General features: G+C 75.8%; 3 protein-coding genes. All 3 read left to right on the top strand.

The genetic code is table 11. The annotated features are described in order from the left end of the window. The first annotated feature begins 221 nt into the window (after window positions 1-221). The 3 genes from AQJ66_RS26285 to AQJ66_RS26275 are packed head-to-tail and all read left to right on the top strand — an operon-like array spanning window position 222 to window position 15,018. A complete protein-coding gene (locus tag AQJ66_RS26285) occupies window positions 222-6,476 on the top strand; it encodes a non-ribosomal peptide synthetase (RefSeq protein ID WP_063804091.1) in 6,255 nt (2,084 codons plus the stop codon). A gap of 50 nt (window positions 6,477-6,526) precedes the next feature. Beyond that, window positions 6,527-13,774: a non-ribosomal peptide synthetase gene (locus AQJ66_RS26280; RefSeq protein WP_061926962.1), complete on the top strand. Its 7,248-nt coding sequence runs from the start codon at window positions 6,527-6,529 to the stop codon at window positions 13,772-13,774. Next, window positions 13,771-15,018: a cytochrome P450 gene (locus tag AQJ66_RS26275; protein WP_061926952.1), complete on the top strand. Its 1,248-nt coding sequence runs from the start codon at window positions 13,771-13,773 to the stop codon at window positions 15,016-15,018. Before AQJ66_RS26280 ends, AQJ66_RS26275 begins: the two co-directional genes overlap by 4 nt. The last annotated feature ends 24 nt before the right edge of the window (window positions 15,019-15,042 follow it).

The raw sequence follows: 15,042 nt of genomic DNA, 5'->3' as shown, positions 1-15,042 counted from the left end.
ACCGCTCGGCAGGCCCACGACGACGACGATCCCGAACCCAGCCGTGGGTTCGGGATCGTTCGCGTCCTCCACCCTCCCACCGCGACGGCACCCCGCTCTGCCGGTGGTGCTGCGTCTTCTTCCCTATGGGCCGCGCCTGGCCGGCGGCAGTCTGCTGCCACGACACGGCTGGGAGGCTCACAGTGACAACAGGCCCGGCCCCCACGGGGGCACCGAACGACGTGGACACCCGTACGGCGTCCTTCGCCCAGCGCCGGCTGTGGTTCCTGGACCAGCTGGCGGGCTCCTCCACCGGATCGATGCTCCCGCTGGTGCTGCGGCTGCGCGGGCGCCTGGACGTAGGCCGGCTGGAACGGTCGCTGGCCGGGATCGTGGCCCGGCACGAGGTGCTGCGCACCCGGTTCACCGCCGTCGACGGCGAGCCGGTGCCGGTCGTCGACCCGGCGGCCGGTGTGCACCTCGAGCACATCGGGGCAGCCGGCCCGGCCGACCTGTTCGAGCGCTGCCTCGGCCGCCCCGTGGACCTGTCCGCGGGGGCCCCGATCCGGGCGACGCTGGCCCGGGTGACGCCCGAGGAGCACCTGCTGCTCGTCGAGGTGCACCACATCGCCGTGGACGGCTGGTCGTGGGGTGTCCTGCTGGACGAACTCGCCGCCGGCTACCGCGGCGAGGCGGTGGCCCCGCCCGCCGTGCAGTACGCCGACCTCGCCCGCGCGCAGGCCGAACGCCTCTCCGGCGAGCGGCTGGAGCGCCTGCTGGCCCACTGGCGGGACCGGCTCGGCGGACTCGGGCCGCTCGACCTGCCCACCGACCGGCCGCGCCCCCGCGTCTGGGACGGCTCCGGCGACGTCGTCCGCTTCGACCTGCCCGCCGACCTGGTCGCCGCCGTCGACACCCTGGCCCGGTCCCGGCGCGCCACCCGCTACATGCTGCTGCTCACCGCCTACCAGGCACTCCTCGGCCACTGGTCGGGCCGCACCGACGTCGCCGTGTGCAGCACGCTCGCCGACCGCGCCCCGCGCGGCGCCGACCGGCTGATCGGCCCTCTAGTCAACACCGTCGTCCTGCGCACCGACCTGTCCGGCCGGCCCGGCTTCGCCGCGCTGCTGGACCGGGTGCGCGGCCGGGTCCCGGCCGACCTCGCGCACGCCGAGGCCCCGTTCGACCTCGTCGTCGGCGCGCTCGGCGGCTCCCGCGACCTGTCCCGGCACCCGCTCGCCCAGGCGTCGTTCACCCTGCTCAACCAGCCGATCCGCCCGATACGGATGCCCGGTCTGGACGTGAGCCTCGTCGAACCGCCGCTCGCCGAGACCCCGCTGGACGTCTTCCTGGACCTGACCCTGCGCACGGACGGCAGCATCGCCGCCGTCCTGCAGTACGCCACCGCGCTCTTCGACGCCGGCACGATGCGCGCCTTCGCCCGGGCCTACCCGGCCCTGCTGCGGGCCGTCCTGGCCGATCCCCACGCGCCCGTGCAGGACCTGGCCCGCGCCCTGCCCACCGGCCCCGGAACCCCGGCCCGGCCCCGCCCCGAGTGGCATCGCGCCGCCGACCGGCCGTCCGGGCCGCCGGCGCCGGTCGCCTTCTGCGGGCGGCCCGACGCGACCGCCCTGCGCTGCGGCGCCGACAGCGTCACCTACGGCGAACTGGACGCGATGACCGGCGGACTCGCCGTCGCGCTCCGAGCCGCCGGAGTCACCGCCGGCAGCCCCGTCGGCGTGCTGCTGCGGCGTGGACCGTGGTCGGTCGCCGCCATCGAGGGGATCTGGCGGGCGGGCGGGGCATACGTCCCGCTCGACCCCGAACTCCCCGCCGAACGGCTGGAGTTCATGGCGCGGGAGGCCCGGCTCGGCTGTGTGGTCACCGACCCTGCGACGGCCGGCACCGCCGCCGGACTCGCCCCCGCCACGGTCGACGTCACCGCCGTGGTGCCGGCCGCGGACGGCCCCCGCCACCGGCCCGATCCCCGCGAACTCGCCCACGTCATCTTCACCTCGGGGTCGACCGGCCGGCCCAAGGCGGTCGGCGTGGAGCACGCGGCGCTCGCCTCCCACGTCGCCGCCGCCCGGCGGCGGCTCGGCATCACCGCCGCCGACCGGGTGCTGGCCTTCGCCTCCTTCTCCTTCGACGCCTCCCTCGACCAGGTGCTGCCCGCCCTCACCACCGGTGCCACCGTCGTCATGCGCCCCGACGAGCCCTGGCTGCCCACCCAGGTCCCCGAGATCGTCCGCCGGCACGAGCTGACCGTCGTCAACGTGCCGCCCACGTACTGGTCGGAGCTGACCCTCTCCCTCGACCGCCGGCAGGCCGCGGCCCTCGCCTCCCTGCGGCTGCTGGTCCTCGGCGGCGAGGCCGTCCCGGCCGACACCCTCGCCGCGTGGCGCGCCGCCGTCCCCTGGGCCCGCGTGTGCAACGCCTACGGTCCGACCGAGACCACCGTCACCGCCACCACGTACGACGCCGACGCGCCCTGCGCGGGCAGCGTGCCCATCGGCAGACCCCTCGGCGACCGGCGGGTGTACGTGGTCGACGCCGACGGCGAACCGGTGCCGGTCGGCGTCTGCGGCGAACTCCTCATCGGCGGCACGGAAGTGGCCCGCGGCTACCTGAACCGGCCCGCGCTGACCGCCGAACGCTTCGTCCCCGATCCCTACGGGCCGCCCGGCGCCCGCCTCTACCGCACCGGCGACCTCGTGCGCTGGCAGGCCGGCGGAGACCTGGAGTTCGTGGGCCGCCGCGACGACCAGGTCAAGATCCGCGGCTTCCGGATCGAACTCGGCGAGGTCGAGAGCGTGCTGCGCGCCTGCCCGCTCGTGGGTGCCGCGGCCGCCCGCCCCGACCGCGCCACCGCACGCAGCCTGACCGGCTACGTCGTACCCGCGCCGGACGCGCCGCGCGCGCCGGACCCGGCGGAGCTGCGCGCCTGGTGCGAGCGCCGGCTGCCGCACTACGCCATCCCCTCCGACTACGTCGTCCTGGACGAGCTGCCGGTCGGCGTCTCCGGCAAACTCGACCGCAACGCCCTGCCCGACCCGGTCCGCGCCCGCCGCGCCGGCGACCCCGGGCTCACCGCGCCGCGCGACGAGACCGAGCGGATCGTCGCCGAGGTGTGGGCCGACGTCCTGGGCCTGGACCGGATCGGCATCGACGACAGCTTCTTCGACCTCGGCGGGCACTCGCTGCTCGCCACCATGGCGGTCTCCCGGATCGCCCAGCGGCTGGGCCGGGACATCGAACTGCGCACCGTCTTCGAGCACCCCACCGTCCGCGGCTTCGCCCCCCGGGTGAGCGCCGCGCGCGCCTCCGGGGCGGCCGAGCTGGTCCCCGTCGACCGCGACCGGCCGCTGCCGCTGTCCTTCGCCCAGGAACGCCTGTGGTTCCTGGACCGCACCTCCGACCGCGGCGACTCCTACCTGCTGTGGTACTGCTGGCGGGTGCGCGGCGGCCTGGACCGCTCCGCCTGGCAGCAGGCACTCGACGACCTGGTGGCCCGGCACGAGGTGCTGCGCACGGCGCTGACCGAGTCCGGCGGGCGTCCCGTGCAGCAGGTGTGCGACCCGGTCGGCGTCCCGCTCCAGTGGGAGCCGGCTCCCGCGGCCCCGGACGAGGCGTCCCGCCTGGAGGCGGTGCGCCGGGCCGCCGCGGCGCTCGCCACCCGCCGCTTCGACCTCGCCCGGCCGCCCCTGCTGCGGGCCGGCGTGTGGGAACTGGCCGACGACGACCACGTCGTCCTGCTCGCCCTGCACCACGCCGTCACCGACGGCTGGTCCAAGGGCGTCCTGCTGGACGAACTCACCGGGCACTACGCGGCCCGCCGCACCGGCCGCGGCGCGCAACTGCCGCCGCTGCCCGTCCAGTACGCCGACTTCGCCGCCTGGCAGCGCGAACGCGCCGACAGCGGCGGCCTGGAACCCCAACTGGCGTACTGGGAGGACACGCTGGACGGCGCTCCCGCGCTGGAACTGCCCACCGACCGGCCCCGCCCGGCGGTGTTCACCGGCCGGGGCGGCGCCGTCGACGTCGAGCTGCCCGCCCACCTCGTCGAGCGCGTGGACGCCTTCGCCCGCGCACGCGGCGCCAGCCGCTTCATGGTGCTGCTGGCCGTCGCCCAGGCGGTGCTCGCCCGCTGGACCGGGCAGCCCGACGTGTCCGTCGGCACGCCCGTCGCCGGGCGGGGCCGGGTCGAACTGGAGCCGCTCGTCGGCTTCTTCGTCAACACCGTCGTCCTGCGCACGGACCTGTCCGGGCGGCCGACGTTCGCCGGCCTCGTGGACCGGGTGCGCGAGACCGTCCTGGGCGCCTTCGACCACCAGGAGGTGCCCTTCGAACGGGTGGTGGAGCGGCTGCGCCCGGAACGCGACCTGTCCCGCAACCCCCTGTTCCAGGTCATGGTGGACGTCCAGGACGCCTCCACGGGCGGCTCCGGGCTGCCGGGGCTCGACGCGACCGACTTCACGCTGCCCTGGGGCTCGGCCAAGTTCGACCTGACCGCGACCTTCGTGGTCCGCCCGGACCGGTTCGCGCTCAACGTCGAGTACGCCGCCGACCTGTTCGACCCGGCCACCGCGACCCGGTTCGCCCGCCACGTCGGCCGGCTGCTGGAGGCCTTCCTCGCCGATCCCGGGGCCCGCGTCGACGAGGCACCGCTGCTCGCGGCCGCCGAGCGCGAGCAGCTGGTGGCCACGGCCGGCACGGACGCCGCGCCCGCGCCCCGGTTCCGGGTCGCGGGACGGGTGGACGCGCCCGCCGTCGTCTGCGAGGACACCACCCTCGACCGCGCCCGCCTGGACGCCCTGACCGGCGGGCTCGCCGCGGCACTCGCCGACGCCGGCGTGGCCGCGGGCGACGCCGTGGGGGTGTGCGTGGGCCGGGGCGTGTGGTCGGTGGCCGCGATGCTCGCCGTGTGGCGGGCGGGCGGCGTGTACGTGCCGCTCGATCCCCGGCTGCCCGGGGAGCGGCTGCGCCACATGCTCCGGGAGGCCGGAGTGCGGCACGTGGTCTCCGACGCGCGCACCCGGGACACCGTGACCGCGCTCGGGGCGACGGCGGTCGACGTCCGCGACGTCCGCCCGGACCGCGACGGCCCCCGCCACGAACCCGGCCCCGGCTCCCTCGCCTACGTCATCTTCACCTCCGGCTCCACCGGCCTGCCCAAGGCCGTCGGCGTCGAACACCACGCTCTGGACGCCCATGTGGCCGCCGCGCGCGAGAGGTTCGCGCTCACCGCGCACGACCGGGTGCTCACCTTCGCCTCGACCTCGTTCGACGCCTCCCTGGAGCAGATCCTCCCGGCGCTGAGCACCGGGGCGACGGTGATCGTCCGCCCGGACGAGATCTGGACCCCCGAGCAGCTCGCCGCCCGCGTCGAGCGGGAGCGGGTGACCGTCATGGAACTCACGCCCTCCTACTGGGCGGAACTGGTGGCCCGCCTGGACACGCTCGCGCCGCACCTCACCTCGCTGCGGCTGCTGGTCACCGGAGGGGAGGCGCTGCCCGCCGACCCGCTGGAGCGCTGGTTCGCCCACCTGCCCTCGGTCCCGGTGATCAACACCTACGGGCCCACCGAGGCGGTGATCTCCGCGACCGCCCACACCGTCGACGCCCAGCCGTCCGGCCGCGTGCCCATCGGCCGCGCGCTGGGCAGCCGCCGCACCTACGTGGTGGACACCCTCGGCGAACCCGTCCCGGACGGCGTCCTCGGCGAACTCCTCGTCGGCGGACCGGAACTGGCGCGGGGATACCTGGGGCGGCCCGCGCTGACCGCCGAGCGGTTCGTGCCCGACCCGTTCGGCCGGCCCGGCGGGCGCCTGTACCGCACCGGCGACGTCGTACGCCGACGGCCCACGGGGGAACTGGAGTTCCTCGGCCGCAACGACGACCAGGTCAAGATCCGGGGATTCCGCGTCGAACCCGCCGAGGCCGAGGCGGCGCTGCGCGCACACCCCGGAGTCACCGGCGCGGCGGTCGTCGTCCGCACCCTGCACGGCGAGGCCGCCCTGGTGGGTTACGCCGCAGGCAGCGGACTGTCGGAGGAGTCCCTGGCCACGCACTGCCGGGCCCACCTGCCGCACTACCTCGTCCCGTCCGCGTTCGTGCTGCTCGACGCCCTGCCGCTGACCGTGCAGGGCAAGCTGGACACCGCGGCCCTGCCCGAGCCCGCCGCCCGCGCACCGCACCGCTTCGTGGCGCCGCGCACTCCCGCCGAGACGGTCGTCGCCCAGGTGTGGTGCGAGGTCCTCGACCTGCCCCGGGTCGGCGTCCACGACGACTTCTTCGCCCTGGGCGGTCACTCCCTGCGCGCGGTGGCCGTCGCCTCCCGCCTGCGCACCGCCTTCGACTGCCCCCTGGCCGTCCGCGACCTGTTCGAGCACCCCACCGTGGAGCGGCTGGCCGCCGAGGTGGAGCGCCGGCTGCTGGAGCTGATCTCCACGATGAGCGACGACGAGATCGACCTGTCGCTCACCGCCGACTTCTGAGGGCCCACCGCCCCGGCCCACCCCAACACTTCTGAGATCGGAGTGCCCTCATGACCACATCCGACGTGCGACCTGGCCCCGTGTCCCCGGCGGACACCCTGTCCCCGGCCGCCCGCAGACTGCTGGAGCAGCGGCTGCGCGGCCACGGCGCCGTACGGGACGACGGGCCCCGCCGGGTCCGCCCCCGCCCGGACCGCATCCCGCTGTCCGCGGCCCAGCAGCGCCTGTACTTCCTCGACCGGCTCGACCCCGGCGCCCACACCTACCTGCTGCCCGCCGCCTGGCGGTTCACCGGCCCGCTGGACGTGCCGGCCCTGCGCGCCGCCGTCGCCGACCTCGTCGCCCGGCACGAGCAGCTGCGGGTCGTCTTCCCCGAGCACGAGGGCGTCCCGTACCAGCGGGTCCTGCCCGCAGGCCAGGCGGACCTGGACGTGGTGGAGGTGACCGGACCGGCCGGCGACGCCCGCGAACGGCGCCTCGCCGCCACCGTGCACGCCGCCGCCACCCGCCGCTTCGACCTCGCCCGCGAACCCGCCTTCCGGGCCACCCTGGTCCGCGCCGCCGACGACGACCACGTCCTGGTCCTCGGCATGCACCACATCGTCTCCGACGGCTGGTCCCTCGGCCTGATCGTCCGCGACCTCACCGAGCTGTACCGGGCCCGCACCCGGGGCCGCACCGCCCGGCTGCCCGAACTGCCCCTCGACTACAGCGACTACGCCGTCTGGCAGCGCGCGAGCGACCAGTCCGCCGCGCTCGAGCACTGGCGCGCCCGGCTGGCCGGTCTCACCCCGCTGGACCTGCCCACCGACCACCCCCGCCCCGACACCCCCGGCAGCCTCGGCGCCACCCACACCCTCACCCTGCGCCCCGAGCTCACCGAAGCGCTCGACGCCCTCGGCCGGCGGGCCGGCACCACGCCGTACATGACGGTGCTGGCCGCCTTCCAGGCCGCGCTGGCCTTCCACACCGGACAGCACGACATCGCCGTCGGCACCGCCGTCGCCAACCGCGAACGGGCCGAGACCGAGCAACTCGTCGGGTTCTTCGTCAACACCCTCGTGCTGCGCGGCGACCTCTCCGACGACCCGACCCCGGCCGCGCTCCTCGCGCGCACCCGGGACCGCGTCCTGGAGGCCTTCTCGCACCAGTCGCTGCCGTTCGAGCAGGTCGTCGACGCGCTCAGCCCGGACCGCGACCTCGCCCGCAACCCGCTCGTGCAGGTCTTCTACACCCACACCGACACCACCGGCTCCGGCCTCACCCTGGGCGAGGCGGCCGGGACGCCGTACCGGATCGACCTCACCACCGCGAAGTTCGACCTCACCCTGGACCTGCGCGACGGCGACGGGCGCACCGACCTCGTCTTCGTGTACCGGCCCGAGCTGTTCGACGAGTCCTCCGTCGCCGCCCTGGCCCGGCACACCGCCGCCCTGCTGGAGGCGTTCCGCGCCACACCCGACCGCCCGCTCAGCACCGTCGACCCCCTCACCGCGGCCGAACGCGCCCACCTGCTCGGCCCCGACGGCCCCGCGAACACCGGCCACCCCCTCCCGGCCGCCCCGCGCACCGCGCCGGAGCGGCTGGCCGAGCACATCCGCCGCAGCCCGCACGCGGCCGCCGTCAGCGGCTCGGGACGCACCCTGACGTACGCCGGGCTCGACGCCGCCGCGAGCGGCCTGGCCCGCCGGCTGCGCGCCGCCGGGGTCACCCCCGGCTCCCTCGTCGGCGTCTGCCTCGACCGCACCCCCGACCTGGCCGTGGCGCTGCTCGCCGTGTGGCGCGCCGGAGCCGCCTACCTGCCCCTCGACCCCTCCCACCCACCGGCCCGCCGCGCCTTCACCGTCACCGACTCCGGCATCGGCCTGGTCGTCACCGACACCGCCACCCGCCCCGCCGTGGAGGACCTGCCCGTCCGGCTCGTCGTCCTCGACGCCGAGCCGTCCGACGCGCCGGAGCCGAGCGACGACGTCCTGCCGGGGCCCGGCGACCTCGCCTACGTCATCTACACCTCCGGCTCCACCGGCCGCCCCAAGGGTGTGGAGCTCACCCACGCCAACCTGGCCTGGCTGCTCGACGCCGCCGACCGGCACTTCGACTTCGGGCCCGCCGACGTGTGGACCCTCCTGCACTCGCCCGCCTTCGACTTCTCCGTGTGGGAACTGTGGGCGCCGCTCACCAGCGGCGGACGCGTGGTCGTCCTGACCGGCGACGAGGTGCGCGACCCGGACGCCGTGCACCGGGTGCTGCGCGAGGAGCGCGTCACCGTCCTCAACCAGACCCCGGCCGCCTTCAAGGGCCTGCGCGCACATCTGCGGGACACCGGCGCCTCCTTCCCGGCCCTGGCGCTGCGCACGGTGATCTTCGGCGGCGACGCCTTCGACGTCCGCGACTACCGCGACTGGTTCACCGCGCCCGGACCCAAGCCCGCCCTGGTGAACATGTACGGCATCACCGAGACCACCGTGCACGTCACGATCCGCACCATCACCGAGGAGGACGTCGACGGCACGGTCCGCTCACCCGTCGGCCGGCCGCTCGCCGGGCAGCACGGCTACGTCCTCGACTCCTGGGGCCGGCTCGTGCCCCCCGGCAGCGTCGGCGAGCTGTACGTCTCCGGGGGCGGCGTGGCCCGCGGCTACCGCAACCGCCCCGAGCTGACCGCCGAACGCTTCCTCGACGACCCCTTCGGCGCGCCCGGCGCCCGCATGTACCGCACCGGCGACCTGGTCCGCGTGCTGCCCGACGGCCAACTGGCCTACGTGGGCCGCGCCGACCACCAGGTGAAGATCCGCGGCTACCGCATCGAACCCGGGGAGATCGAGACCGCCCTGCGCGCCCTGCCCGGGGTCGCCGACGTCGCCGTGGTGGCGCGCCGCGACGGCGGCACCGCCCGCCTGGCCGCCCACGTCGTCACCCCCGAGGGCCGCCCCCTCGACCCGCCCGCCCTGCGCGCGGGCCTCCGGCTGACCCTGCCCGACTACATGGTCCCGGCCCTCTTCGTCCGCCACGAGCGGCTGCCGCTGACCGCCAACGGCAAGGTGGACCGGGCCGCGCTCACCGCCGTCGCACCCGCCTCCACGGAACGCCGTACGCACGTGCCGCCCGACGGCCCGGTGGAGCAGGCCCTCGCGGGCGTGTGGAGCCAGGTGCTCGGGGCCGAACACGTCAGCCGCACCGACAACTTCTTCGACCTGGGCGGCGACTCCATCCTGGCCCTGCGGCTGGTCGGCCTCGCCCGCCCGGCCGGACTCGGCCTCACCGTCGCCGACGTCTTCCGCGCCCGCACCCTGGCCGACCTGGCCGCGCTCGCCACCGACGCGGCCGACGCCCCGGACCCGGTCGCGCCCTTCTCCCAGCTCGACCCCGCCGACGCCGGCCGCCTGCCCGACGGGCTCGCGGACGCCTACCCGCTCACCATGCTCCAGGCGGGCATGCTGCACGAGATGCTCGCCGACCCCCGCCGCGGCGCCTACCACAACGTCACCGACCTGAAGATCACCGTGCCCGAGGGCTTCGACCTCGACGCCTTCCAGGCCGCCGTGGACGCGCTCGTCGCCGGGCACCCCATCCTGCGCACCTCCGTCGACCTCGTCACCTACCGCGAACCCCTCCAGCTCGTCCACCGCACCGCCCACCTGCCCGTCGGCTACACCGACCTGCGCGGACTGGACCGCGAGGAACAGCGGGAGAGGCTGCGCCGGTTCGTCGACGCGGAGTTCGAGCGCCGCTTCGACCTCGCCGCCGCGCCCCTGGTCCGCATCCATCTGCACCACGTCACCGACCACGACCTGCGGCTCGTCCTCACCGACTGCCACGTCGTCCTGGACGGCTGGAGCCTGACCTCCCTGGTGGCCGACCTGCTCGCCCTGCACCGCGAGGCCGTCGCCCACCGCACCGCCCCCCGGCCGCCCGAGGCCCCGGCCTTCGCCGAGTACGTCGCCCTGGAACGCGCGGCCCTCGGCAACGAGGAGTCCCTGGACTACTGGCGCGAACGGCTCGCCGAGCTGCGCCCCGTCACCTTCCGCCGGCGCCCCGCGGGCGAGGCCGACGGGCGGCCGCCCGTGCACGAGGTCCGCCGCTCCTACGCCCACCTCGCCGAGGGCATCGGCGCGCTGGCCAGGAAGGCGGGCGTGCCCCGCCGTACCGTGCTGATCACGGCCTTCCACCACACCATGAGCCTGTTCGCCGACCGCGACGACAGCGTGAGCGGCCACAGCATCGGCCTGGTCACCAACGGGCGGCCCGAGCTGCCCGGCGCCGACCGGATGCGCGGACTGTTCCTGAACACGGTGCCGTTCGGCGTGGCCCGCCCGCGCACCGACTGGCTCGCCTACCTGCGGGACGTGTTCGCCGCCGAGCAGGAGATGCTCCCGCACCGCAGGGTGCCGCTGGTGCGCATCGCCGGGCTGCGGCCCACCGAGCCGTGCCTGACCGACGCGGTCTTCAACTACGTCAACTTCCACCGGCTTTCGCACGACTCCTGGGACGACTCCCTGGAGATCGCCCGCACCATGTTCCCGCTGCTGGTGAACGCGAGCGTCAACGCCTTCACCCTGGACGCCGACCCCGCGTTCGTCGCCCCCGCCACCGCCGAGCAGCTGGCCGACGTGTACTGCGCCCAGCTGGCAGCCATGGTGACCGAGCCGCACGCCCGGGTCGCCCGCCCCGCGCTCACCGGAGCGGCCCGCGCCACCGCCCTCGACGTGTGGGCGCGCGGACCCGAACTCCCCGCCTCCCCGCTGCTGTTCCACCAGCACGTCGCGGGCCACGCCACCCGGACCCCGCACGCGGTCGCCGTCGAGCACCGGGGACAGCCGCTGACCTACGGCGCACTCCACGAGCAGGCCGAGCAGCTGGCGCGCCGGCTGCGGCGGCTCGGGGTCGGCCCGGAGACCGTGGTCGGCATCTGCGCCGAACGCGGCCCCGACCTGGTGCGCGCCGCCCTCGGCGTGCTCCGCTCGGGCGGCGCCTTCGTGCCGCTGGACCCGCAACACCCCACCGAGCGGCTCGCGTTCATGGCCGAGGACAGCGGCATGCGGGTGCTGCTGACCCAGCGGGCGCTCGACGGGACCGTGCCCTTCGACGGCCCGGTGATCCACGTGGACGCCCCCGCGGAACCGGTGGATTCGGTCCCCGGCGCGGAGCCCGGACCCGACACCCTCGCCTACGTCATCTACACCTCCGGCTCCACCGGCACCCCCAAGGGCGTGGCGATCCCGCACCGCGGCCTGTCCAACATGATCGAGGGCCAGCGCGACCTGGTGCGCCCCACCCCCGGGGACCGGGTGCTGCAGTTCGCCTCCTTCGGCTTCGACGCCTCGATCCTGGAGATGACCTGGTCCCTCGCCAACGGCGGCCGCCTGGTCACCGCGCCCAAGGAGGACCTGCGCCCCGGCCCCGACCTGGCCCGCACCCTGCGCGAGGCGCACGTCACCTGCGCCATGCTGCCGCCCAGCGCACTCGCCGTCCTCGGCGACGACGACTTCCCCGGACTGCGGGTGCTCCAGGTCGCGGGCGAGGCCTGCCCGGCCGAACTGGCCGACGTCTGGGCGCGCGGCCGGCGCTTCCACAACGTCTACGGCCTGACCGAGACCTCCGTGTGGTCCGTCGCCGCCGAACTGAGCCCCGGCCAGGGCACCCCGCCCATCGGCACCCCCATGCGCAACACCCGCATCCACGTCCTGGACGACGACCTCCAGCCGGTCCCGGTCGGCGTACCCGGCGAGATCCACCTCGGTGGGCAGGCCGTGGGCCGCGGCTACCTCGGCCGGCCCGCGCTCACCGCCGCCACCTACGTCCCCGACCCCTACGGCGAGCCCGGCGCCCGGCTGTGCCGCACCGGAGACCTCGGCACCCACCGGCCCGACGGCTCCGTGGAATGGCTCGGGCGCCGCGACTCGCAGGTGAAGCTGCGCGGCTTCCGCATCGAACTCGGCGAGATCGAGCACGCGCTGCGGCAGCTGCCCGAGGTCCGCCAGGCCGTCGTCCTGCACCGCACCGACCTGCCCGGCGAACCGGCCCTCGTCGCCTACCTCGTCGTACCCGGCCCCGACCGGCCCGCCCCCGAGGAACTGCGGCGCGCCCTGCGCTCCTCACTGCCCGCCTACATGCTGCCCGCCCGGTTCGTCGTCCTCGACGCGCTGCCGGTCAACCGCAGCGGCAAGATCGACAAGCGGGCCCTGCCGCTCCCACCGGCCGAACTCGAGCGGCGCGACACCGCGTACGTGGCCCCGGCCACCCCGGCGGAGAAGATCCTCGCCGAGATCTGGCGCGAGGTCCTCGGACTGTCCCGCATCGGCGTCCACGACGACTTCTTCCGCATCGGCGGCAGCTCGCTGTCCACCGTCCGGGTCTCCCTGATGGCCGCCGGACGCGGAATCGCGATCTCCGTCGGCGACCTGATCGAGCACCCGACCATCGCCCAGCTCGCCGCCCACGCCACCCGCACCGCGGGGCAGGAGCCGCCCACCGCCGTCACCTCCGAGGTGCGGCTGCGCCCCGGCACGGGCGAACCCCTGTGGTGCGTGCACCCCACCGGAGGCAGCGCCGCCTGGTTCGTGCCGCTCGCCCGCGCCCTGCCGCCCGGCAGGCCCGTGCACGCCTTCCAGGCGCGCGGGCTGCTAGGCGGGATCGACCCGAGCACGGTGAGCGGCATCGCCGCCAACTACGTCGCCGAGATGACCGACCGCGAGGGGAAGGGTCCGCACGCCCTGCTCGGCTGGTCCATGGGCGCCAACATCGCCCTGGAGATGGCCGGCCAACTGCACGCGGCGGGGCACGAGACGGCGCCGCTGGTCCTGATCGAGCCCTACCTGCCCAACAGCGCCGCCCGCGCCCGGCTGAACGGCGTCACCCAGGACCTGCGCACCGCCCTGCGCCTGCGCGACGGGCTGCGCGGCATGCCGCCGTCCCCGCAGCGCGACCGGGCCACGGCGGAACTGACCGCCACCCTGCTCGGCGCCGGCATGAGCCCCGCCGAGGCGGCCCTGGTCGAGGGCGCGCCGATCGAGGTGTGGCACGCGCTGCTGGCCGCCCTAGCCGGCTACGAGGTCCGCCCCTACCCCGGCCACATCCACCTCGTGGTCGGCAGCGAGGCCGCCGGACTGCCGCGCGGCCGCACGATGCCCGGACTGGACGTCGACTACGACACCTACGTCGAACGCTGGCGCGAGACGGCCGGCGGCGGCCTCACCCTGCACATCAGCGACGGCGACCACATGTCGATGATGGCCGAGCCGAGGGTGGCCGGCATCGCCGCACTGCTCGCCGCCCTCGGGACGGAGACCACCCGATGACCACCGTGGCGCCCGCCCCCGCTCCCGCCGCCCCCTTCACCGAGCGGTACCTGCTCTCCCCGGACATGGTCGCCGACCCCTACGGGCAGCTCGACGCCCTGCGCGAGCACGCGCCGGTGCACTGGAGCCCGATGCACCACGCATGGCTCGTCACCGGGTACGACCAGGTGATGCGCTGCCTGCGGGACCCGGCCGTCTCCGCCGACCGGGTGCGGCCCCTCATGGACGCCGTGCCGCAGGGCGCCCGCGCGGACGCCGAACGGGCCTTCGGGATCCTGTCCCGCTGGATGGTGTTCAACGACGCGCCGCAGCACCGCAGACTGCGCCGCGTCTTCCAGGAGGCGTTCGCCGCGCGGGCGGTGGCCCGCTACCGCACCTTCGCGGAGAAGGCCGCCCGGGCCGTCCTGGCCCGCACGGCGGTCCCCGGCCGCACCGGCGACCTCATGGCCGACGTGGCCAAGCCCCTGCCCGCGCTGGTCTTCGCCCGCTGGCTCGGCATCCCGCGCACCGACGCCCCCTCCTTCTGGTACTGGAACGCCCGCGTCGCCGACCTCGTCCTCGGCACCGCCCAGGAGGAGAGCGAGTACCGGGCCTCCCTGCAGGCCCTCGTGAGCCTGGAGGACTACCTCGCCGGCCTCGTCGCCCGGCGCCGCGCCGAGCCCGGCGACGACCTCATCAGCCAGGTGCTGCGCGAGGGCCGGGTGGGGGAGTCGGTCACCGAGGCGGAGTTCGTCGGCATGCTCACCCAGATGGCGTTCGCCGGCGGGGAGACCACCAGCAACCTGATCGCCAACACCGTCCTGGCCCTGCACACCCGCCCCGGCGCCCTCACGGCCGTGCGCGAGGACCCGGAACTGGCGCAGGGCGCGGTGGAGGAGACCCTGCGCCTGGACGGACCGTCGAAGATGTCCATCCGCACCGCCGCCCGCGACCTCGAACTGGACGGCCGCACGCTGCGCGCCGGTGACCGGATCTTCCTGGTCACGGCCGCCGCCAACCGCGACCCGGCCCGCTTCCCCGACCCGGGCCGGTTCGACGTCCGCCGCACCGGCACCACCCACCTCGGCTTCGGCTTCGGCGCCCACTTCTGCATCGGCGCCGCACTGGCCCGGCTGGTCGCCGTGGCCGCCGTGGAGACCCTGGTCCGCGACCACCCGGACCTCGCGCTGGACGACCCCGCCCGGCTCGGCTGGCAGCCCTCCCTCCTCAACCGCAGCCTCACCGCCCTGCCCGTCCGCTACTGACCGGACCCCCGGACGCGTCCGTAC

Origin of the sequence: Streptomyces bungoensis, from assembly GCF_001514215.1 — a bacterium.
Taxonomy (GTDB): domain Bacteria; phylum Actinomycetota; class Actinomycetes; order Streptomycetales; family Streptomycetaceae; genus Streptomyces; species Streptomyces bungoensis.
This window is presented reverse-complemented; position numbering and strand designations above follow the sequence as displayed.

Bases quoted from the DNA above. Each gene is read 5' to 3' on its own strand.
- AQJ66_RS26275 (WP_061926952.1), top strand. From the start codon at position 13,771: ATGACCACCGTGGCGCCCGCCCCCGCTCCCGCCGCCCCCTTCACCGAG.
- AQJ66_RS26280 (WP_061926962.1), top strand. From the start codon at position 6,527: ATGACCACATCCGACGTGCGACCTGGCCCCGTGTCCCCGGCGGACACC.